Origin of the sequence: Streptomyces sp. DH41 (genome assembly GCF_029813785.1) — a bacterium.
GTDB lineage: Bacteria > Actinomycetota > Actinomycetes > Streptomycetales > Streptomycetaceae > Streptomyces.
In genome coordinates this window covers 393883-414677 of the sequence record NZ_JARVKY010000001.1, presented here as the reverse complement: position 1 = coordinate 414677, position 20795 = coordinate 393883, and the positions used below count along the sequence as shown (strand labels likewise).

General features: G+C 69.4%; 21 protein-coding genes and 2 pseudogenes. 5 read left to right on the top strand and 18 right to left on the bottom strand.

Going from position 1 to position 20795, the window contains the following annotated elements:
* Window positions 1-10: 10 nt before the first annotated feature.
* The 15 genes and pseudogenes from QC283_RS01790 to QC283_RS01720 all read right to left on the bottom strand — a co-directional run bounded on the left by QC283_RS01790 (window position 11) and on the right by QC283_RS01720 (window position 14976).
* A complete protein-coding gene (locus QC283_RS01790; protein WP_279559501.1) occupies window positions 11-1432 on the bottom strand; it encodes a DUF6177 family protein in 1422 nt (473 codons plus the stop codon).
* A pseudogene (locus tag QC283_RS01785) lies at window positions 1429-2274 on the bottom strand (type VII secretion protein EccC); the annotation flags it as partial. The gene QC283_RS01790 and the pseudogene QC283_RS01785, both read right to left, overlap by 4 nt.
* A pseudogene (locus QC283_RS01780) lies at window positions 2220-2411 on the bottom strand (EsaB/YukD family protein); the annotation flags it as partial. The pseudogenes QC283_RS01785 and QC283_RS01780, both read right to left, overlap by 55 nt.
* A 30-nt stretch (window positions 2412-2441) precedes the next feature.
* Complete coding sequence (locus tag QC283_RS01775; RefSeq protein ID WP_279559763.1) at window positions 2442-2708, bottom strand: hypothetical protein; 267 nt, start codon at window positions 2706-2708, stop codon at window positions 2442-2444.
* Between the two features lie 19 nt (window positions 2709-2727).
* Entirely contained in the window at window positions 2728-3597 is an 870-nt protein-coding gene (locus tag QC283_RS01770) for an immunity 49 family protein (RefSeq protein ID WP_279559500.1), read from the bottom strand.
* An 808-nt stretch (window positions 3598-4405) separates the two neighbouring features.
* Window positions 4406-5275, bottom strand: coding sequence for a hypothetical protein (locus tag QC283_RS01765; RefSeq protein WP_279559499.1), 870 nt, complete (start codon window positions 5273-5275; stop codon window positions 4406-4408).
* Window positions 5276-5521: 246 nt separating this feature from the next.
* Entirely contained in the window at window positions 5522-7402 is a 1881-nt protein-coding gene (locus QC283_RS01760) for a hypothetical protein (protein ID WP_279559498.1), read from the bottom strand.
* Complete coding sequence (locus tag QC283_RS01755; protein WP_279559497.1) at window positions 7399-7788, bottom strand: DUF6507 family protein; 390 nt, start codon at window positions 7786-7788, stop codon at window positions 7399-7401. Before QC283_RS01755 ends, QC283_RS01760 begins: the two co-directional genes overlap by 4 nt.
* Window positions 7789-7865: 77 nt before the next feature.
* Window positions 7866-8177 carry a pore-forming ESAT-6 family protein gene (locus QC283_RS01750; RefSeq protein WP_279559496.1) on the bottom strand — a complete coding sequence of 104 codons (312 nt, stop codon included), beginning with the start codon at window positions 8175-8177 and terminating at the stop codon, window positions 7866-7868.
* A 45-nt stretch (window positions 8178-8222) separates the two neighbouring features.
* A complete protein-coding gene (locus tag QC283_RS01745; protein WP_107095243.1) occupies window positions 8223-8555 on the bottom strand; it encodes a hypothetical protein in 333 nt (110 codons plus the stop codon).
* Window positions 8556-8975: 420 nt separating this feature from the next.
* Window positions 8976-9365 carry a D-ribose pyranase gene (gene rbsD, locus QC283_RS01740; protein WP_279559495.1) on the bottom strand — a complete coding sequence of 130 codons (390 nt, stop codon included), beginning with the start codon at window positions 9363-9365 and terminating at the stop codon, window positions 8976-8978.
* Window positions 9362-10264: a ribokinase gene (locus QC283_RS01735; protein ID WP_279559494.1), complete on the bottom strand. Its 903-nt coding sequence runs from the start codon at window positions 10262-10264 to the stop codon at window positions 9362-9364. The genes rbsD and QC283_RS01735 overlap by 4 nt, the downstream gene beginning before the upstream one ends.
* A gap of 134 nt (window positions 10265-10398) precedes the next feature.
* The gene (locus QC283_RS01730; protein WP_279559493.1) at window positions 10399-12351 is read right to left on the bottom strand and encodes an ABC transporter permease/substrate-binding protein; all 1953 of its coding nucleotides are present in this window, start codon (window positions 12349-12351) and stop codon (window positions 10399-10401) included.
* Window positions 12341-13930 carry a sugar ABC transporter ATP-binding protein gene (locus QC283_RS01725; protein ID WP_279559492.1) on the bottom strand — a complete coding sequence of 530 codons (1590 nt, stop codon included), beginning with the start codon at window positions 13928-13930 and terminating at the stop codon, window positions 12341-12343. The genes QC283_RS01730 and QC283_RS01725 overlap by 11 nt, the downstream gene beginning before the upstream one ends.
* Window positions 13927-14976: a LacI family DNA-binding transcriptional regulator gene (locus tag QC283_RS01720; RefSeq protein ID WP_279559491.1), complete on the bottom strand. Its 1050-nt coding sequence runs from the start codon at window positions 14974-14976 to the stop codon at window positions 13927-13929. The genes QC283_RS01725 and QC283_RS01720 overlap by 4 nt, the downstream gene beginning before the upstream one ends.
* 184 nt (window positions 14977-15160) lie before the next feature.
* On the opposite strand from QC283_RS01720, the gene QC283_RS01715 reads away from it, so the two are divergent.
* On the top strand, window positions 15161-15841 hold the full coding sequence (locus tag QC283_RS01715; protein ID WP_279559490.1) for a hypothetical protein: 681 nt from the start codon (window positions 15161-15163) through the stop codon (window positions 15839-15841).
* Between the two features lie 333 nt (window positions 15842-16174).
* Here the strand turns inward: QC283_RS01715 and QC283_RS01710 are convergent, their stop codons facing one another.
* Window positions 16175-16660: a carboxymuconolactone decarboxylase family protein gene (locus QC283_RS01710; protein WP_279559489.1), complete on the bottom strand. Its 486-nt coding sequence runs from the start codon at window positions 16658-16660 to the stop codon at window positions 16175-16177.
* Window positions 16661-16790: 130 nt separating this feature from the next.
* On the opposite strand from QC283_RS01710, the gene QC283_RS01705 reads away from it, so the two are divergent.
* Window positions 16791-17780: an RNA polymerase sigma-70 factor gene (locus QC283_RS01705; RefSeq protein WP_279559488.1), complete on the top strand. Its 990-nt coding sequence runs from the start codon at window positions 16791-16793 to the stop codon at window positions 17778-17780.
* A gap of 50 nt (window positions 17781-17830) precedes the next feature.
* On the opposite strand, the gene QC283_RS01700 is transcribed toward QC283_RS01705, so the two are convergent.
* Entirely contained in the window at window positions 17831-18622 is a 792-nt protein-coding gene (locus QC283_RS01700) for an ArsR/SmtB family transcription factor (RefSeq protein WP_279559487.1), read from the bottom strand.
* 194 nt (window positions 18623-18816) lie between these two features.
* Entirely contained in the window at window positions 18817-19227 is a 411-nt protein-coding gene (locus QC283_RS01695; RefSeq protein ID WP_279559486.1) for an ATP-binding protein, read from the bottom strand.
* A 220-nt stretch (window positions 19228-19447) separates the two neighbouring features.
* On the opposite strand from QC283_RS01695, the gene QC283_RS01690 reads away from it, so the two are divergent.
* From QC283_RS01690 to QC283_RS01680, 3 genes are read left to right on the top strand one after another with little or no spacing between them, the layout of a single operon-like run.
* A complete protein-coding gene (locus QC283_RS01690) occupies window positions 19448-20284 on the top strand; it encodes a helix-turn-helix domain-containing protein (protein ID WP_279559485.1) in 837 nt (278 codons plus the stop codon).
* 5 nt (window positions 20285-20289) lie between these two features.
* The gene (locus tag QC283_RS01685; RefSeq protein WP_279559484.1) at window positions 20290-20478 is read left to right on the top strand and encodes a DUF397 domain-containing protein; all 189 of its coding nucleotides are present in this window, start codon (window positions 20290-20292) and stop codon (window positions 20476-20478) included.
* Window positions 20479-20516: 38 nt separating this feature from the next.
* Window positions 20517-20696, top strand: a complete 180-nt coding sequence (locus QC283_RS01680) for a DUF397 domain-containing protein (RefSeq protein ID WP_279559483.1) — start codon at window positions 20517-20519, stop codon at window positions 20694-20696.
* The last annotated feature ends 99 nt before the right edge of the window (window positions 20697-20795 follow it).

Sequence of the window (20795 nt, the reverse complement as noted above, 5' to 3'; positions counted from 1 at the left end):
GAGCACGGTGTCAGGCCCCCGCCTCCGACCCCGACCCCGACCCCGGCACACCGGCCCGCAGATGCGCCGCCAGTCGGCGCAGCCCGACGAGGGCGCCGGCGTCCGACCCGTCGCCCAGTGGGTAGTGCAGCGCGGGTTCGGCGGCGGGCCCCAGGGCGACGGGCCGCACGTCGACGGGCGGGCGACGGGCATGGGTGAGCCCGATGCCCCGCACGTCCCGCGCGCCCAGAGTGAAGGAGACCGGGACGGGCGGTGCCTGGAGCACGGGAGGCGTGGTGAGATCGCGGGAGGCCCGCCGCACCGAGGCCAGCATCGTCGTCAGGCCGTGTTCCACGACGAGGGTCTCGGCGAGGGCCGTGATCGCCTCCAGGGGCGGTTCCTCACCCTCGCCGTACCCGAGGACGAGCGTCATGTCCTGCTCGACGCCCGCGGTGGTCCGCGTGACCCGGATCCACGCCAGCGCCGGCCGGCCGGGATGCCCCGTCACGAGCAGATGGGTCGGCTCGGGCGCCCGGTCACGGGCCAGATCGGTCAGCCGGTGCGGTGACCAGGGCAGGTTGACGGGTTCCGCGGTGCCCCAGCCGGCCGGGGCCGAACCGGTGAGCGCGCGCCAGGCCGCCTCGAGCGCTTCGCCCAGGACGATGTCCTCGTGCGCGGGGAGCGTCGTACGGAACGCCACGACGAGCTGTCGGTCCCCCGTGGGGCCCGTCCGGCCGAACGCCTCGGCGACCGGGGCCGTGCCGTCCGCCCCGGGCACGGGCGTGAACGTCCCGTCCCGCCAGCGCAGCACCGCTCCGGACAGCCCGTCGTAGTAGCCCTGTTCCGGGTCCTGGACGACCCAGCGGTTGGGCACCTGGAGGAGGGTGGCGCGGGCAGGGGCGCTGAGCCGGACGGACGGCGGGGTGACGATCTGCAGCGCACGGCCCGACTCGGAGGTACCGCGCAGCACCTCCGACAGCCAGGTGGTCAGGGCCAGGACGGGGCGGTCGGCCAGGACGACGGACGTGGTGTCGGTGAGGACGTCGACGACCGGCTGCCCGTCGTCCGGCGCGACGGCCGTGCGCACGTCCACGACCTCGGTGCTAGCCGCCGGCCCGGGCCAGGTGCTGCCGCCCAGCAGCAGGGCGAGCCGCCCGCACACCGATGCCGCCAGTCGTTCGGCCTCGGGCACGGCGCCGGAGGCCCGGACCTCGGTCCACCAGAACGGCACGGGCACGTCCCGCCCGAGCAGCCGTTCGGCCTCCCCGGGGACCTGGACGAGCAGCGGGGCTTCCACGGACACGAGGGGTCTGCCGGCCGGGGTGCACAGACGCAGCACGGCATCCCGGGACCCGGCGGCCACGGCCGCTTCGGGACCGGCCGCGTACAGGCCGGCCAGCAGGGCCCAGGTGTCCGGCATCCTCGGGGTGAGGGCGATGACGTCCTTGGTCACGACTCTTCCCCTCCGGCCTCGGTCAGCACGGTCAGCGCGGTCTGGACGAGCTGGTGACGTCGGCCGCGGCGAACCAGGACGCCCCGGCCCGGCGGCTGCTGGGAGGCGTACAGGCCGGGGAAGAGCTGCCCCTCGGTGCGGTCGCCGCTCATCACCAGGGCGGTGGTGCCCGTCTCGCGCAGGGTGGTCAGGAGCGGCTCGTACAGCGCGCGGGAGGCTCCCGCGGTGCGGCGCGCGAGGACGAAGTGCAGGCCGATGTCCTGTGCGGAGGAGATGTACGGCAGGAAGGGAGCGAGGGGCTGCTGTCCGGCGGTGGTGAGGATGTCGTAGTCGTCGATGAGGATGACGATCCGCGGGCCCCGGAAGGCGGGTTCGCCGGTCTCGGGCGCGTCCGGGTCGGCGGTTTCCGGCAGCCGCTTGTCGAGTTCGGCGGCGATACCCGTGGAGAGGGCGGCGGCGAGCGTGGCGTTGTGGGCGTAGCCGCCCCGGTACGGTTCCGGGACGACGCCGCGCAGGCCGCGGCGCGGGTCGAAGACACCGAAGACCAGTTCGTCGTCGGAGTACCGCTCGACGAGCCCCGCGACGATCAGCTTCAGCAGGTTCGTCTTGCCGCACTCGTTGTCGCCGAGGACCAGCAGGTGCTGGTCGCCGCCGAAGAGGTCGAGCAGCGCGGGGGCGAGGGCGTCCTGGTCGAGGCCGACCGGTATCCGCCGCGGCTCGGCGGCCGGCGAGGGCAGCCGGGTCGTCGGCAGCCGGGCCGGCAGCACCCGCACCGGGGCGGCGGGTTCGCCCCGTCCACGGTGACGAGGTGACGCGGGGCGGGCCGCCCCTCCGCGCGGTCGTCCAGCAACCGCATGATCTCGGGCAGCAGCAGCCCGACCGGCTCCCGCGCCGGAAGCACGAGGTCGACACGTCGCCGTTCACCGACGAGCGTGACCCGGCTCAACAGCGCCGGCCCATCGGCCGTTTCCCTGCTCAAGGCCCCGTAGACATCACGTTCGCGAACCTATCACCGGCTTGAAGGACTATCGGAAGGCGTGGAAACGCCGGAAGAGTATGGGCTGCTCTGTCCGATCAACCGGTGCGACACGAACGACCACCCCACGCACCCCGCGCACAGCACGGCCGCGATCACCATCCCCGCGACCACCTTGCCCACCCGCTCGTCCATGGCCCGCCGTTGCCGCTCCACTCCGAACAACAGGGCGTCCCGCAGCCGTCGTCGCCGTACGGAGACGGACTCGAGGAGCTGGCTGTCGTAGTCCTGGGCGGACATGCTGATCATCTACCTCGTGTCACGTGGGAAATTCGCCCAGCCAGGCGCGCTTGAGCAGGTCCTCGGGCAGATACTCCGATTCGACCTCGATGGACCGCCCGGCGTCATAGGCGAGGCAGGTGAGGGCGAGGATCGCGAGAGGGATGTCGCCGTCACCCGTCTCCTGGCGTTCCTCGCTCGCATTCCAGTACTCCTTGTGGAGTTCGAGCCCTTGGACGAGGGCCTCGTTAAACTTGTCGGTGTCCTGGCTGACGAAGCGGTAGAACAGATTGACCGGCGGGTTAAGGACCTTGAGCATCATCTCGCGGTCCATGAACCGCAGCCGGTCCGGGTCGGTGGCGTCGAATGTGGCGACGAGCTTGTCCCCGAGGCCGGGCCGCTCCAGCCAGTACGTCTGGAGTACATCCACCCAGTGGTAGATGTACTCCTCGAAGACGGCGCCTGAGGCGCGCAGCGTCTCGATCGGTACCTGGCACAACTGTGTCATCCGTGCCTGGTCCCGGCACACGACCGCGAGCCAGAACGCTTCCAGCCAGGTCCCGGCGTCGACGAAGTGCGTGACCCCCACGGCGGGGATCGTCCGCACCTCATGACCGATCATGCACTCGACGGTGGAACCCTCGGGAGCGGTCGCCGAGGCGAACAGGGCAGACCCGACCTGCATGGCCATGACCCAGGCCTCCCAGGTCTCCAGCTCGCTGGCGGTGGGGTCCTCGGTACACAGGAACGCGGCCCTGTGAAGCGCCCGGTTGAACGTCATGCCGAGGCTGTCCGGGTACTCCTCCAGGCCTTCGATGTCTTTGAGGGTGCGCGCATTGGTTTTCTGCCGCAGTCCGTCCGGATCCGGGTGACTTCCTTCTTCCGGTGGCCGCGAAACCCTCGTTGACATGAACGGTTTCCTCATTTCGTGAGGTCGAACTGTTTCATCTGGTGCCCAGCGTATGTGGGCCCATTGAAGTCGACATCGATCAGCGAGGCACTCATGAAACGGGATATCCTGAGTGAGGTGGCCGACGCGTCGAACCCGTACAGCGATGCCTTGATCAGGTCCCGTGCCATCGAGTACCGCCCTCCGCGAAACCACGTCGTCGAAAATATGGAGACGCAATGCGTCCCGAAGGTCGGGAACCTGCTCAGGGCTACCGCAAGTGGTCGTCAAGACGCCAACTTCGCGTCGGCCGGCCGTCTTCGTCCCACCGGTATTCCTCTCGGAGTGTGAGACCGTCATCATCGAATACTTTGCGTGACGCCAGTGTTCCGTTCGAGTGCCACTCTTTGGATTCTCCGCGAGGTAGACCCTCGCGCACGGTGCTTTCCGATCGCGGAGTTCCGTCCTTATGCCACTCGCGTGACAGGCCGCATTGAATTCCTGCCACATATGCGTCCAGACTTACAAGATTGCCCCCTAGGTGTTCTGTCACCTCCCCGGTGAAAAGGGCTTCTCGGTGGAGCAGGCGTTGTGCGTCGTCCATGTCCACTTCTGGGTCGTCGATGTCGATGCGTTGTGTGGCGGCCATCAAGGGAACCAGAAGTAGATGCGCAGGAAAAATTCGAGCTCATGGCTCATATGTAGTTCCTACGCACTCGCGCCGCTCACGTGACCGTCCAGTGGACGGGTGAACCAGACGCTCTCCGGATCGGGAAGAAGTCGGGCCCTGATGGCTGTCATGGGGCGCGAGTCTCCTCATCGGCCGGACCTACCTGTTCCTCGACGTTCGCGGACCAAGGCAGACGAGCGGGCGACGGCGCCAGTACCACGGCAGGTTAGGAAAGCCCGTGATTCCCTCGTTCAATGCTGAGGCGAGTTCCGTGCCGCCATCATCAATGGTGAAATGCCGGTAGTCCTCATCGAGTTGCTCCAAAGCGTTTGCGACCTCGCGCGCCGTGTTCTCCGGGGAAAGTCTGTCCACTGCTCCTCCGAGGCGGTCTCGGTGTTCCAGGTCTTCGCGATACAGGTCTGCCGGAAACCATCCGTGCGGGGGGCAGCCGGAACGGAGCCGTGAGCACAGGCGCTCCCAACTTCCCAAGAGACTGACAAGATCGGACGTTTCCCTCCGGGGCTCTGCTCCTTCTAGCGAGTCGGTGATCGGGGTGGGAAGTTTATATGCGCGCACTGCTTCCGGGAATTGCATTACGGGGACATTCGGGAAGTCCGGAATTGTCGATTCCGTGGCGTCGATCATAAAAGCCGGGCTATCGCCCTCCAGTTGCAGCACCCGTGCCAGCGTGAAGCCGCCGTCCGGCAGGGCCGCCTTTCGGATCCAAGGGAACTTGGCATCCCAGAAAGTGAAAACCGATGCGGAGAGGTGCTGGGCCACTGACGAGGCCAGCTCCTCTTCTGTTGGTTGCGCCTCGACTTCGTGGGCTGCGTAGATACTCAGGGACCAGTTCAAGTCGCCTTGCAGGCGCTCGTACTCGCACGTGACGATGGCATCCCAGTTTCGGTCCTCCCACTCTGCTTCTGCCGACACATCCGTCTGTTCCAACGCGACGTGAAACACCTCGGCGAGAATCAGGGGAAGGCGTTTCGGCGCGTCATTGACGCGAACCATCAAGTGGTACATCACGAGTAGTACTTCCGGTAGAGGGTCAGCGCCTTCTGTATAGCCTCTGGGTTCTCCCGGAATTGAGGCGCTTTACTGAACATGGTCTGCAGCTTACTCATGTCTCCCTGGGCCCGCATGATGTGCTTCAGAGCCGTGTACTCGACTCGGTTCATCTGAACGAATCCAGGTCCGCTGACCGGGAATACTCGACCATGGGGTTCGATGGCGTACCGCCTGCCGTTGACGACGTAGCGTTGAGTGTCCGGCTCAAAGTGTGCTCGGCCAGCGGCGATTTCCGCGATGTCCTGGCGAACCAATGGCCTTGTCTCCGGGAAGGATCACGGTATTTTCCGTGTCCGGTGAACCACCACGCACCCCACTCAGTTCGTGACGGTAGTTGGGGTACAGGAGGGTCCTGCCTCGGGCCGTACCCACAATGTCGTCGCTGGCCTTCCACTCCCTCACTGCTGGTTGGTTGCCATCGGACTGAGTCTCTCTCTGGCCGCCACCGCCACCGTCAGGTCCACCATGGGGCGCGGTTCCGGTGGATCCTGAGTGCTGCGGGTCTCCCGATGAGTGATCGGAGGACGAGCCGTGTGCCGACCTGTCATACCAGGTGTCCGAGGAATGGCTGCTCCTGCCTTCACCACTCGGGCCGTGTGCCGCCGGAGACGAGGAACCGCCGTCTCTGGGCGGCGGCTCCGCGTAACTGGCCGTCGGTCGAAAATCGCCGTGTGCTGTCACATTGTCGCCCGCCCCGACCAGCACGCTCTCCTCGTGCCGGAGGTTCTGCTCCAGCAGGTCCCGGTCCGCCGCCGACAGTTCCACCTTCGCCGGGGCCGTCGTGCCGTCCGCGCGGACGACCGAGCCGTCGTCCAGGTTCAGGCGGGTGCCGTCCGGCCACTCCACGACGTTGTCGCGGATGACCGGCATGTCGTCGGCGGCCCTCACCACGCTGCCGTCGGGCTGGACGCGTCCCGCGCCGGAGAGGATGTCGTCGTAGGCGCCCGCGTGCACGCCCCGCAGGCCGGCGAAGAGGTCGGCGACCTTGGCCGTGCCGAACGCCGCGGCCTTGCCCAGGTAGGTCATGGGGTCGACCAGCCGGGCGGTCTTGCCGAGCGTGCCGACCGTGCGGGCCACCGCGCCGCTCCTCGCCGCGGCTCCGGCGCCTCCGGTGAACACCGTCGTCAGCACGTTGAAGGTGACCGCGCCGCCCGCTCGTGCGGGGTTCTCGCCCCACTGGTCCCAGGCCACCAGCGCCTTGCCCGCCTCCTTGACCGTGTTGCGGGAGTCGCGCAGGTAGGAGGGCAGCTTGTCCTCGGGCATCGCCCAGTAGGCGACGCCCGCGACGGGGACCGCGGTGATGAGCACGCCGGTCGCGAGCTTGCCGAGCCCTTTCCACGCCTCGCCCGCCGCGTCCCAGCCGTCGACGCCGACGAGGGTGCCGAGGCCCCGGATCGTGCCCCACACTCCGTCGACGACGAATCCCTTGCCGAACTCCCACACCTGGTGGCCCAGCCAGTCGAGCCCGTGCCGCTCCTTCTCCACGGTCTTGCCCCAGGGCAGTTCCCCGGACTGGTTCAGCAGGTCGGCGGTGAAGCCGTAGACGCTGGTGCCACGCTCCATGAAGCGCTGCTCCGCACCGTCCTCGAGGATCAGTGTCGAGCCGCCCACCAGTGCGGTGATCTTGTTGTGGCAGGTGATCTCCGCCAGCCAGAAGGCGGCCGTGGCGGCGTTGACGTCGTGCATTAGATCGTTGTTGAGCTGGACGTTGTCCTCGTCCTCGCGCCAGTCGTCGTCCCCCGCTATCTGGTGCCGGAAGGTTTCCGCACGTCGCTTGAGGCTCTTCAGCTTGGCCACGAGCGGCTGGATCTCCGTCTCGTACGAGCTGAGAGCCGTCGCGACCTTCTCCAGATCGTCCGCGAACTCGTCCGCCTTGGCCGCCACCGGCGCCGTCGTGGCGAACAACTGCTCCGCCTCCGGCGCCGTGTAGCACGCGGACAGGCCCTGGAACCGGCTGTGGACGTCCGCGCCCGACTGGCGGAAGACCAGAGCCTCCCCCGTCAGCAGCATGTGATCCGTGCCCAGTTGCTCCAGATCGCCGGTGAACTGCGGGATGTTCTGCGGGTCGATCAGATCCGCGCTCACTTGCCCCCCTGTTGCCCGTCCGCCCCCGGCAGGTCGATCTTCGGTTCCTTCAGCGCGTTCGCCTGCGCCCGCGCGGCCATGTTCAGGTCACCTTTGACGTACGCGTTGGTCGCGTCGGCCGCCCCGTTGAGGGAGTTCGACGTGCGCACCGCGACGTACATCAGCTTCTCCTGGTAGGCGGCGAAGAACTCACCCAGCGCCGCGGCGACCGGACCCTGGACCCCGCTCCGCTCCACGCCGCCCTGCTGGATCGTGCCGGCGGACCCGGCCGCACTCGGCAGCGTCTCCTGGAGAGCCTTCCCGGTGTTCGACAGACCCTCGGCCGCCTGCGCCGTCTCCTTGAGGACGCCTTGCACGCCCGACGGCGAGATGTCCCACCCCGTCATGTGGATTCCCCGTTCCCCGTTCCCCGTTCCCCGTTCCCCGTTCCCCCGTGCTCCCGCGTCCGCCGACGCGTCCCGCGTCAGCCGATGTTGTCGACCGCCGCCCGCGCCTTCGCCATCGTCGACTGGGCCGTCCCGTCGTTGTCCTCGAGGGTCGTGCGCACCAGTTGGATGATGCTGCGCACTTCGTCGGCCGCGCGGTTCCAGCGCACTTCCTTGCCGTGGTACTCATCGGAGACGCCATCGGCCTGGAAGTCGGCCATGGCGGCCTTCACGGCCTTGTCGCGGTCGGTCAGTACGCGCTCCAACTGCCCGACGATTCCCTGCAAGCCACCCTGCACCTCGGTCGACGCCCCGGTGTCGTAGGAGCGGCGGTCCAGATTCTGGCCCATCGTCAAAACCCCCTGTGTTTCTCGGCCTCTGCCCTGGCCTGCGGTCTAGCGCGCGCCGAAGCGGGCCGCGTCGAAGTTGGCCGCGCCCATGTTCCGCTGCGCGTTGTCCTGCTGTTCGGTGTCACCGGTGGCGAACGCGGTGTCCATACCGCCCTGGCCTTCGAGGATCGCGCTGAGCGACCCGTTGAGCGCGGCGGTGATCTCGTCCGCGCGCGTCTTGAACGAGTCGAACGCGACCTTGCCGGATCCGTTGAACTTGCCCTCCAGCGGCTCGGCCGCCTGGATCAGCATGCGGATCAGCGTGCCCAGGTCGGTGCTCGAACCGACCGTGTTCCTGCCCAGATCCGACAGGGTCGTGGACCCCATGTCGAACTTCACGTGCGTCACCCCCGTGCGTCGCGTACGCATCACAAATCTGCTCGAACATGCTGTCGCACAAGGCATTGCGGACGCAACGCTGTTGATCAGGACGTGACGCGATCCGGACATGGCCCGGCCGACCATGCCCGGCGACCCGGGCGGTACGACGCAGGCACGGCCTCCGTTCCGTGCCTGTGGCGGACGGCCGGAAAAGTTTCCGCGGGAACGGTGCAACCGTTCCGTCGCTCCGCGGGTCGTACTTGGCATCAGGACACCCCGGTGGGGGGATCCGAGGGATCTGGGGGGATCCGGGGGGATCGGTGGGGGTTCTGAGGGGGAGGGGAAACCCGAGGGGGCCCGGTCTTCGACTGGGCTCCCTCGAAGCTCCTCGGTGCTCTGTGGCTGTTGCGGCTGCTGGGGCCGCTGGGGCCGCTGGGTCTAGAAGAAGACGCCGCAGTGCAGCAGTACGTTCGCGTACGGTCGTGCCTCGCCGGTGCGGACGACCAGCCGGGCCCCGGCGGAAAGTTCCTTCAGTCGCTCGTGCGGGACGAGTGCGAGGGCGGGGAAGTGAGCGTCCAGCAGCGCGGCGGCCTCGGTGTTGGTCTCCCGGACTTCCGTCGCCGCCGTCGCGCCCTCGATCACCAGCTCGGCGAGCAGGCCGTCCACCACCTCCGCGAAGGAGGGCACACCGGCGCGGAAGGCCAGGTCGACGACGCGCGGGCCGTCCGGTATGGGCATGCCCGCGTCGCAGACCAGGATCCCGTCCCCGTGGCCGAGTTCGGCCAGGGCGCCGGACAGGTGGCGGTTGAGTATGCCGGTCCTCTTCACAGCGCCTCCGCCTGGGCCGCCGTCGGGTACGACGCCTGCGCGCCCGCCTTCGTGACGGCCGCCGCGCCGACCCGCGCCGCGTACGCCGCCGCCTCGGTGAGCGACTCACCCGTGCCGAGCCGCCAGGCCAGCGCCGCGGTGAACGCGTCGCCCGCGCCCGTCGTGTCCACGGCGTCCACCTTCACGGAGGGGACGCGGGAGACACCCTCGGACGACGCCACCAGCGCGCCCTCGGCGCCCAGGGTCACCACCACCGAGCGCGGCCCCTTGGCCAGCAGGATGCGGGCCCAGTCCTCGGGGCGTTCGCTCACACAGGAGTCGCCGAGGATGACCTTCGCCTCGTGCTCGTTGACGATCAGCGGGTCGCAGGCCGCCAACACCTCCGGCGGGAGCGGGCGCGGCGGCGACGGGTTCAGCACGAAGCGGCTGTCCGGCGCCAGACTCCGGACCACCTCCACGACCGTCTCCAGCGGGATCTCCAGCTGTGTGGAGACCACGCGGGAGGCGTGGAAGAGGCTCGCGGCGGCGCTGACGTCCCCCGGTGCCAGCCGGCCGTTCGCGCCCGGCGAGACGACGATGCTGTTGTCGCCCGACGGGTCGACGGTGATCAGCGCGACGCCGGTCGGCGCCCCGCCCACCAGCACGCCGACCGTGTCGACACCGGCCGCCCGCTGCGAGTCGAGCAGCAGCCTGCCGTAGTCGTCGTCGCCCACCCGGGCCAGCAGGGCCGTACGGGCGCCGAGGCGGGCGGCGGCGACCGCCTGGTTCGCGCCCTTGCCGCCGGGGTGGACGGCCAGGTCGGTGCCGAGCACCGTCTCGCCGGCACCCGGCCGCCGCTCGACGCCGATCACGAGGTCGGCGTTGGCCGATCCCACGACCAGGAGGTCGTAGTCGTACATGAATCGCTCCCCGATCCGAATGATCCGAGTGAAACCGAGTGAAACCGAGTGAAACCGAGTGGACCCGAATGGATCCGAGTGAGAAGGGCGGGCGGTCGATGTGACCGCCCGCCGCCAACTCTCCTGAAACCGTGTCAGCCCTCGAAGCCGGCCACGTTCTCCTTGGTGACCACCTTCACCGGCACCTTCACCATTGTGTCCACCTTCTCGCCGTCGGCCGCGCGCAGCGCGTTCCGCACGGCGATCCTGCCCAGTTCCTTCGGCTGCTGCGCGACGGACGCGAACAACGTGCCCTCGCGTACCGCCTTCAGCCCGTCCGGGGTGCCGTCGAAGCCGACGACCTGGACCGACTTGCCCGCCTTGGAACCCAGCGCCTTGATCGCGCCGAGCGCCATCTCGTCGTTCTCCGCGAAGACGCCGTCGATGTCGGGGTGAGCCTGGAGCAGGTTGGTCATCACGTCCAGGCCCTTGGTGCGGTCGAAGTCCGCGGGCTGCTTGGCGACGACCTTGATGCCCGGGTACTCCTTCAGGCCGGCCGCGAAGCCCGCCCCGCGCTCCCGGCTGGCGGAGGTGCCCGCCTGGCCCTGGAGGATGACGATCGTGCCCTTGCCGCCGAGCTTCTCGGCGAGCGCCCTGGCGCCCAGCTCACCGCCCTCGACGTTGTCGGAGGCGACCAGCGCGGCCGTCTTCGCCTCGTTGACGCCGCGGTCCACGGCGATGACGGGGATGTCGTCCTTGTTCGCGCCGCGCACCGCGGGACCGGCCGCGTCGGAGTCCACCGGGTTGACGATGATCGAGGACAGGCCCCCGCTGACGAAGTTCTGCAGCTGGTTGGCCTGCTGGGAGGCGTCGTTCTGCGCGTCCGTGACCGTCAGGTCCACGCCCGCCTTCTTCGCCTCCTCCTCGGCACCGTCCCTGATCTGTACGAAGAACGGGTTGTTGAGCGTGGACAGCGACAGGCCGACCTTGTGCGTCTTGCCGGCCGAGGAGCCGTTGTGCAGGAGCGAGGTCGCCCCGACGACGGCCACCGCGACGACGGCGGCGATCAGGTACGTCAGTGCCTGCTTGCCCTTGCCGCCCCCGCCGGCCCCGGCCGCCGGCGTGGTCGCCCCCGCCTTGCGCCGCAGCGTGTCCAGCAGTACCGCCAGCGCGATGACGACACCGATGACGACCTGCTGCCAGAACGCGGAGACGGACAGCAGGTTGAGGCCGTTGCGCAGCACCGCGAGGATCAGCGCGCCGATCAGCGTGCCCGACGCCTTGCCGGTGCCGCCCGCGAGCGAGGCACCGCCGATGACGACGGCGGCGATGGCGTCCAGTTCGTAACCCTGCGCGGCCTGCGGCTGCGCGGAGGAGAGCCGGGAGGCGAGCACGATGCCCGCGGCGGCGGCGAACAGTCCGGAGAAGGCGTAGATGGCGAGCTTCTGCCGCTTCACCCGCAGCCCGGACAGGCGCGCGGCCTCCTCGTTGCCGCCGATGGCGTACATGGAGCGGCCGATGTAGGTCCGTCCGAGGACGAACGCGGTGATCAGCCCCATCACGATCATCACGAGCACCGGCACCGGCAGCCACCCGCCGAGCGTGTCGCCCAGGTGGGAGACGGAGTCCGGGAAGGCGATGGGCGAGCCCTGCGAGATGACCAGCGACAGACCGCGTCCCACCGACAGCATGGCGAGCGTCGCGATGAACGGCGGCAGTTTCCCGTACGAGATGAGGAAGCCGTTCACCAGGCCGCAGGCGATGCCCGTCGCGACGGACAGCAGCACCGCGAGTACGACCGGCATCCCGGCCTCGGTGGCGCTCCACGCCAGCACGGTGGCCGACAGCGCGGCGACCGAGCCGACCGACAGGTCGATGCCCGCGGAGACGATGACGAAGGTGACACCGAACGCGAGGATCGCGGTGACGGCGGCCTGGACGCCGACGTTCAGCAGGTTGTCGGCGGTCAGGAAGTCCCCGGACAGCGCCGACATGGCGATGACGAGGACGATCAGCGCGGTCAGCGCGCCGTTGTCGAGCAGCAGGCGGCGCAGGCCGCCCGTGGCGCCCTGCGCGCCCGGCTTGCTCTTGAGCGTGTCAGTGGCCACGGGAGGCCTCCGTTCCGTTGCTGCGGGGGGTGTCACCGGTATCGCCGGTGTCACTGGTGTGGCTGGTGTCGTCGGTGCGGCTGTGGGGTGTGCTGACGGCGAGTGCCATCACGGTGTCCTGGGTCGCCTGTTCCGCGGTGAGTTCTCCCGCGACGCGGCCCTGCGCCATGACCACCACCCGGTCGCTCATGCCGAGCACCTCGGGCAGGTCGCTGGAGATCATCAGGACGGCGGCGCCGCCCGCGGTGAGTTCGTTGATCAGCTGGTAGATCTCGACCTTGGCGCCGACGTCGATGCCGCGCGTCGGCTCGTCGAGGATCAGCACCTTCGTGTCCGCCAGCAGCCACTTGCCGATGACGACCTTCTGCTGGTTGCCGCCGGAGAGCGTGCGCACGTGCTGGCCGAGGCCGGCCATCCGCACGCCGAGCTGCCCGGCGATCCGCTCGGCCGCCTCGTGCTGGCCCTTGAGGTCGACGAGCCCCGCGCGGGACGTGGACCGGAGGGTGACCAGTCCCAGGTTCTCCTCGACGGAGGCGTCCAGGACGAGCCCCTGCCCCTTGCGGTCCTCGGGGACGAGCCCGATACCGGCCGCCATGGCGGCGTTGACGTCGTGGCGGCGGAGCCGGTCGCCCGCGACGTGCACGGTTCCCGTGTCGTACGGGTCGGCGCCGAACACGGCCCGGACGACCTCCGTCCGCCCGGCGCCGACGAGGCCCGCGATGCCGACGACCTCACCGGCGCGCACCTCGAAGCCGACGTCGTGGAAGACACCGTCCCGCGTGAGCCCCTCCACCTTGAGCAGTGCCTCGCCGGTGTCGGCGCGCTCGCGCGGGTACTGCTGCTCGATCGACCGGCCGACCATGAGCCGTACGAGCTCGTCCTCGGGCGTGGAGGCGGGCACCTGCCCGACGCTCCGTCCGTCCCGGATGACGGTGACGCGGTCGCCGAGGGCGGCGATCTCCTCCAGGTGATGGGTGATGAAGACGATGCCGACACCGTCCTCGCGCAGTTGCCGCACGATGGCGAACAGCTTGTCGACCTCCTCGGAGGTCAGTACGGCGGTCGGCTCGTCCATGATGAGCACGCGCGCGTCCAGGCTGAGCGCCTTGGCGATCTCGACCATCTGGAGTCGTGCGATGCCGAGTTCACGCACCCGCGCGCGCGGCGACACGCTCAGTCCGACCCGCTTCAGCAGCACTTCCGCGTCCGCGTCCATCTTCTTCCGGTCGATCATCCCCAGGCGGCGCGGCTGGCGGCCCAGGAAGATGTTCTCGGCGACCGTCAGATCGGGGACGAGGTTGAACTCCTGGTAGATGGTGGCGATCCCGAGGCGCTCGGAGTCCTGCGCACCGTGGATGCGCACCTCCTCGCCACCGGCCAGGATCCGCCCGGCGTCGGGTGTGTAGGCGCCGGAGAGCATCTTGATGAGCGTGCTCTTGCCCGCGCCGTTCTCACCGAGGAGCACGTGCACCTCGCCCCGGCGCAGGTCGAAGTCGACGCTGTCGAGCGCGACCACGCCGGGGAAGGTCTTGCGGATGCCCTCGATGCGCAGCAACTCGTCCGGACTGCGGCTGCTCACGGCGTACTCCTTCGTACGGGGGAGGGGGAAGGGGATTGTCGGGGGGTCGTCGCCTCACCGCAGGAGCGGCGGACGACGAGCCGGGCCGGGAGGGTGACGGACTCGCCGGGCCGGCCCTCGATGCGGTCGACCAGCGCGCGCACGGCGGCTCGGCCGAGGTCGCCGGTGGGCTGGGCGATCGCGGTGACGGGCGGATCGGTGTGCACGAACCAGCGGATGTCGTCGAACGCGGCGAGCGCGATGTCCTCGGGGACCCGTAGCCCGCGTGCGCGTACGGCGTCCAGCGCGCCGAGCGCCATCAGGTTGTCGGCGGCGAAGATCACGTCGGGCGGTTCGGGCAGGTCGAGGAACCCCTCGGTGACCCGCCGTCCGCTCTCCGCCTGGAAGTCGCCCTGGCCGATGTAGGCGTCGGGGAGGGGGAGCCCGTACGCGCCGAGCGCCTCGCGGAAGGCGTCGACGCGCTCGCGTCCGGTCGTGGTGGCGGCGGGCCCGGCGATGATGGCGAGCCGCCGGTGACCGAGCCCGTGCAGGTGTGCCACCAGGTCCCGGACGGCGGTCCGCCCGTCCGACCGGACGACGGGCACGTCGACGCCGGGGATCCAGCGGTCGACGAACACCATCGGCGTCCCGGCCCGCGCGGCCGCCAGCATCCCGGGCGAGCCGCCGTCGGTGGGGGAGACGAGGAGCCCGTCGATACGCCGGTCCAGCAGCGTCGTGACGTGGTGGTCCTGGAGATCGGGCCGCTCGTCGGCGTTGCCGATGATGACGCTGTAGCCGAGCGCGCGGGCCTCCTCCTCGACGGAACGGGCCAGCTCGGTGAAGTACGGGTTCATGACGTCGCTGATGACCAGGCCGAGGGTGCGGGTCTGGTCGGTGCGCAACGACCGGGCGACGGCGTTCGGGCGGTAGCCCAGCGTCTCGACGGCGGCCAGGACGCGCTCGCGTGCGGCGGCGCTGACCGACGGGTGGCCGTTGAGCGCGCGCGACACCGTCGCGACGGACACGCCGGCCGCGGCGGCGACGTCCTTGATGCCGATGCTCGCCATCGCGTTCCACCTCCTTGTGGAATCGATTACACGGAGGATTGGAGACGATTACACGAGGGGGGCGCAAGGGGTGGGAGTCGGCCGAGACCCAATCGTGACCGGAGCTGGGCGTGTGGGTGAGTGGTGGTGTGCGTGAGTACGTCTACTCATGCGGAGCGCGCGGCAGCGGCCGGAGACTGCGTCCATGACACGGATCCGCGCTTCCATCAGCATGCTTGCCCGCCCCCGGCGTGCGCTCACGGCGACCGCCCTCGCCACTCTGGTGCTTGTCGGTTGCGGGAGCGAGAGCCCGGCCGGCGGTAGGTCTCAGAGCGAGCCGGGCAGCGGCACCGAGCATGCGGGTTTCACGGCGATGCTCGCCGAGGTCGCGCAGCCATGCTCTTCGACCGGCGAGACGGAGACGGAGACGGGTACGGGGAGCGAGACCGAGGTCGATACCGGGCCCCGCCCGGCCGACGCGAGGCCGACCGGCCCCGCGGGGGACGGGAAGGAGAGCCTCGCTCCCGGCGAGACTCCTCCGGACGACCCGATCGAGCCCGGAGCCCCCACGGGCCCCGCGGCGGAGTTGAACGACCGTGACTGGTGCGCGAGTGTCCAGCACGAACAGCGTGTTGTCGAGGCGCTGCAGCGGGTCCCGGAGCCCACTCCCGCGAAGGTCAGGAAGATCCTGAACGACCTCGGTTACATCGACGAACGCATTCACGACCTCAAGCAGGACGGCAGGACCACGCGCTTCTACCTGGACCTGCGCGAGAAGGGCGGCCGTCTCTGCGAGAAGGGCTTGGCGGCGGGCGTGGAGACGGATGTCTCCGCGTGTGTCGTCCCCCCTGCCGGACCTTTCACCGTCGCGAGTGCGGGGCGGTAGGACGACGCCGGCGCGCGTGTGCGAGGCACGCCCGCTACGCCCCGCCCCCGCCGGCCGTTGCCGTGCCCCGGACGCGGACCGCACTCGGACGTGGGTCGCGCTGGGTCGTGGGCCGCACTCGGGCGTGGACCGTGCCGGGACGTGGGCGGTACTCGGGCGTGGGCCGCGCCGGGACGTGGGCCGTGCTCGGACGCGAACCGCGCCGGGACGTGGGCCGTGCTCGGACGCGAACCGCGCCCGGACGCGGACCGCACCGGGACGCGGGCCACGCCGGAGCCGCACCCGAGCCCGCACCACGCGCGACGGGTGCGGGCTCGGGCGCGCGTCCGTCGGTCAGCCCAGCGCGGAGGCGAACATGCCCGCCTCGTAGGAGCCGCCCCGCTGATGAGTGATCACGGCGAGCCGGTTGGCCGCGTTGATCAGGGCGACCAGGGAGACCAGCGCGGCGAGCTGGTCGTCGTCGTAGTGCTTGCGCACCTGGTCCCAGGTCTCGTCGGACACGCCCTCGTGGGCGTCGGCGAGCCGGGTGCCCTCCTCGGCGAGCGCCAGCGCGGCCCGCTCGGCCTCGGTGAACACGGTGGACTCGCGCCAGACGGCGACCAGGTGGAGCCGGACCGCGCTCTCACCGGCGGCGGCGGCCTCCTTGACGTGCATGTCGACGCAGTGCCCGCAGCCGTTGATCTGACTGGCGCGCAGCGACACCAGTTCCTGTGTGGACTTCGGCAGCGACGACTCGTGAACCAGCATGCCGGCGCCGGCGAACCGCTTGGCGAACTTGCCGCCGAGTTCGTTCTCGAACAGGTTGAATCGGGATTCCATGACCTCGTCCTCGCTCTCGGTGCCTCACTGACGAACACAAGACGCCGAGGGCCCGATCCCTGTGACGGAACCCCGATGTGACGTGGGCCACCGCCGACGGGTGTCACCGGGCGGCGGCGACCGGTGTCCTGTGCGCATGACACCGTCGGAGGCGAAGAAGCGGGAGCGGCTGGTGACGAGCGGGAACAGTGCACGCGAACAGGACGGCACGGCCGGGCGGGCCGCCGACGGCGGCGGACGCACGGACCCGGCCACCGAAACCTTCGTCACCCACCGCAACCTGCTCTTCACCGTCGCCTACGAGATGCTCGGCTCGGCCGCCGACGCCGAGGACGTCCTCCAGGAGACCTGGCTGCGCTGGGCGGGAGTCGATCTCGCCACGGTGCGCGACCAGCGTGCCTACCTGGTCCGTATCACCACCCGCCAGGCACTGAACCGGCTGCGTACGCTCGGCCGCCGCAAGGAGTCCTACGTCGGCTCCTGGCTGCCCGAGCCGCTGCTCACCACGCCCGACGTGGCCGAGGACGTGGAGCTGGCCGACAGCGTGTCCATGGCGATGATGCTGGTTCTGGAGACGCTCACGCCGACCGAGCGGGCGGTGTTCGTACTGCGCGAGGTGTTCGACCTCGGTTACGACGAGATCGCCGAGGCCGTCGACAAGAGTCCGGCCGCCGTCCGCCAGACCGCGCACCGGGCCCGCGCGCACGTCGCGGCCCGCCGGCCGCGCGGAGTCGTCTCCCTCACCGAGAGCAGGGACGCGCTCGCCGCGTTCCAGCGGGCGGTCGAGACGGGGGATCTGCAGGGCCTGCTCGACGTCCTCGCGCCGGACGCCGTCCTGTTGGGCGACGGCGGCGGCATCAAGCAGGCGGTCCTGCGGCCCGTCATGGGGGCCGACAAGGTGGCCCGCCTCATGCTCGGGGGGATGCTCAAGCAGGCCGCCAGGCTGTCGCTGGGACCGGCCCAGGTCAACGGCTACCCGGCCCTGGTCGTCCACCTCGACGGTGAGCTCGACACCGTGCTGGCGCTGCGCTTCGACGACGGCCTGATCACCGGCCTCTACGCCGTGCGCAACCCGGAGAAGCTGTCGCACATGAGCAGGGAGACCACCCTGCGCCGCTGAGCGCGCCGCTGAACCGCTGAGTCGCTGAGCCCGGTTCCGTCGCCCCTCGCCTACGCGGGGTCCGGAAGGGTGTCGCCCGTCTCCAGCAGCGTCTTGAGACTGGAGAGGAGGGCCGGCCAGCCGTGCTGGATCATCTCGCGGGCGGTGCTGCCGGGCTCGAACCCGTCGTGGACGACGGTCAGTTTCACCGTCCCGCCGAGATCCTCGATCTCGAACGTGACCTTCGACCGCTGCTCGGCGGCCAGCTTGGCGAGGGTCTCGTCGTCCACTCCGTTGGCCTCGGCCCACTCGGGCGTGAAGGTGTGCCAGGTGTAGGACAGGCGCCGGTAGGGGTCGGACTCGAGCACCACCTGCCCGGGGTCGGCGGTCTTCGCGCCCCCCTGCTGCCAGACGACGGGTGATCCCGCCTTCCAGTCGGTGGCGAACTCCAGGCCCCAGTAGCGGCGGGTGAAGGCCGGGTCGGTCAGGCCCCGCCAGAGCTGCTCGGGCGTGGCCTTGATGTAGGTCGTGTAGACGAACGCGTTGCTGTCCATGGCGGTGTTCTCCAGCGCGTGCTTGAGATCGGCGAGTGCGTGCACCCGCTCGCGGTCGTAGCGGCTGATCCAGCGTTCGGCGATGGCGTTGATCGGTTCGGCGTTGAGGTAGTGCAGCTTCTCCCGGCCCCGTCGGACGGGGGTGACCAGGTTGGCCGCCTCCAGCAGCGCCAGGTGCTTGCTGACCGACTGCCGGGCCATGTCCAGCCCGGAGCACAGCTCGCGCAGGCTCTGCCCGTCGCGCGCGTTCAGACTGTCCAGCAGCCGCCGTCGGCTGCCGTCGGCCAGTGCCTTGAAAACCTCGTCCATCTCCGCCCCTCTGACATGCAGCCCATTGGCTGCTTATTACGTTAGGCAGCCGATCGCCTGCATGTCAATCGGGGTCGTCGGCCTGGCCGCCGCCGGGTCTGCCCCCTTCGGTGAAATCGTGAACGATTTGCCTCGATCGTTCACCACCCGCTCGTGTGAGCGGGTGGTGAACGGATGTCGGCGAATGTCCTCGTTCAGGCGGCGGTCAGCTCGCACCACACGTACTTGCCCCGGTTGCCGAGTCTGGACAGCGGGTGCCATCTCCACACGTCGGCGCACGCCCGTACCAGGGCCAGTCCTCGCCCCTCCTCCAGTTCCTCCACCCGCCCGAACGGCCGCGGTGGCTCCGGAGGCTCGGGATCCGCGTCCCACGCCCCGATCCGCAGCGTGCCCGGCGGTGACCAGCACACGCGGAGGGCGGCGGGCCCCTTCGTGTGCCGTACGGCGTTGGAGACCAGCTCCGTCGCCAGTAGCTCGGCGACATCGACGAGGCGGATGAGGCCGTGCATGGTGAGGATCAGGCGGAGGGTGCGGCGGCTGACGGTGACGGCGCGCAGGTCGTTGGGGATGTAGAGGGAGTACTCCCAGGATTCGTTTTCGGGCATGAGGGACTCCGTTTCGGGGGCGGGAGTTGGATGTGGGCCCGGTGTCACTGCCGCACCCGTCGTGGCAGGACGGGGCGGTGCACTTCCGGCGACCCGGTGTCGCAGCGTGTGCTTCGTGTCACCGACGGTAGACCTGAAAGTTTCGGCGTAGCAAGCCGGTCGCGTAATCTTCACCCCGAACGAGTCGTGTCGTGAGACGCGTTGAGGTGAGGAGCGGCCATTGCCCACGAGGCGCGAACCAACAGCGCGGCAACTGCGCCTGGCGGTGGAACTGCGCAGACTCCGAGAGGCAGCGGGTCTCACTGCTCGGCAGGCTGCGGCCATGCTCGGCGTGAGCAACGTGCAGATCAGCCAGATCGAGTCCGGCTTGTCCGGGGTGAGTGAGCAGAGGCTCCGACGCCTTGCGTCTCATTACGCCTGTACGGACGAAGAGTTCGTTCGCGCCCTGGTGGAGATGGCCACCGACCGGACGCGCGGATGGTGGGAGGAGTACCGGGGGCTGCTCCCCACGTCGTTCCTGGACCTGTCCGAACTCAACCATCACGCCTTGTTCCGGCGGGATGTGGCGATTCTGTACGTGCCGGGGTTGTTGCAGACGGAGGAGTACGCCCGCGCGGTTTTCTCAGGTCGGGTGCCCGAGCTCACCGGTGACGAACTCGACTTGCGCGTCCGTCACCGCATGGTGTCGCAGCGGATCACCGTCCCGTACGAGTTGGTGATTCACGAGGCTGCCCTCCGCATCAGGGTCGCCGACCGCGACGCTTCAAGGGGCCAACTGGCCAAGCTTCTGGAGTGCTCGGAAGTAGACAACGTGACGTTGCGTGTCATCCCCTTCGACCTGGACGGCTTTGCCAGAGCTGCCAGCACCATGACGTATGTGGGCGGCACGGTGCCCAAGTTGGACACTGTGGTGCGCGACGTACCGCATGGCTCGGCTTTCATCGACTCCGAAGCCCAGCTCAGCGCCTTTCGAACTCGCTTCCGTAAAGTGGAAGCCGTATCGCTCGACCCCGAACGCTCGCGTGACCTCATCGACCGGCTGTCGAAGGAGCTGTGAGGCGCATGGACAACTGGCGGAAGTCGTCGTACTCGGGCCCCGACGACGGCAACGAATGCGTGGAGATAGCCCCTTCGCCCACCCACGTCGCCGTCCGCGACAGCAAGGCTCCGACCCGAGCCACCCTCGCCTTCCCCCCGGAGGCGTTCACCCCCTTCCTCCAAGCCCTCAAGGCGCAGCCGCCCCGCCCCTGACGGCCCTTGCCGTACCGACAGAACCGAACAGGAACCCAATGGACAACTGGCGAAAGTCCTCCTACTCCGGCGAGGGCGACGGCGACAGCTGCGTGGAGCTCGCGAACTCACCCACCCACGTCGCCGTTCGCGACTCCAAAGTCCCCGCCCGCGCCACCCTCACCTTCCCGGCGAAGGCCTTCGCCCCCTTCCTCGAAGCCCTCAAGGCACAGCCGTAAGCAGGGGAGCGGCACGTGAGTTGAGCGGTGGGTGATTGTCAGAGCCCTGTGTGAGAGTGCCTCGCACCAGCCACTGTCGACGACTCACTGGAGCACTCC